This is a genomic window from Xenorhabdus santafensis (genome assembly GCF_033949405.1).
Classification (GTDB): Bacteria; Pseudomonadota; Gammaproteobacteria; order Enterobacterales; family Enterobacteriaceae; genus Xenorhabdus; species Xenorhabdus santafensis.
Map to the genome: position 1 here is coordinate 1 of NZ_VCDN01000385.1, position 309 is coordinate 309.

Genomic DNA, 309 nt, shown 5'->3' on the forward strand with positions numbered 1-309 from the left:
TGATACATATAATCCTCATTTCCACGTTTTGCTTTGTGTAAATAAATCTTATTTCACTGATAAACGATATTATATTCCTCAAAAAGAATGGTTAGAAATGTGGCAAGATGCAACGAATATGCCAGAGATAACACAAGTACATATTAAAAAAGTGGAGTTGATACGAGAAGGCAATGCGGTTGCAGAGGTTGCGAAGTATTCGGCAAAAGATTATGAAATGTCAGTGAGTCAAGATGTGTTCGACGTGTTTTATTTAGCTTTAAAAGGTCGTCAATTAATTGTTTATGGTGGATTATTAAAAGATTATGC

General features: G+C 33.3%; 1 protein-coding gene. It reads left to right on the plus strand.

Annotation, left to right across the window (positions count from 1 at the left end):
- Positions 1–309 (plus strand): protein rep (locus FE392_RS22850; protein WP_319931971.1); only part of this gene is annotated, 309 nt, incomplete at both ends.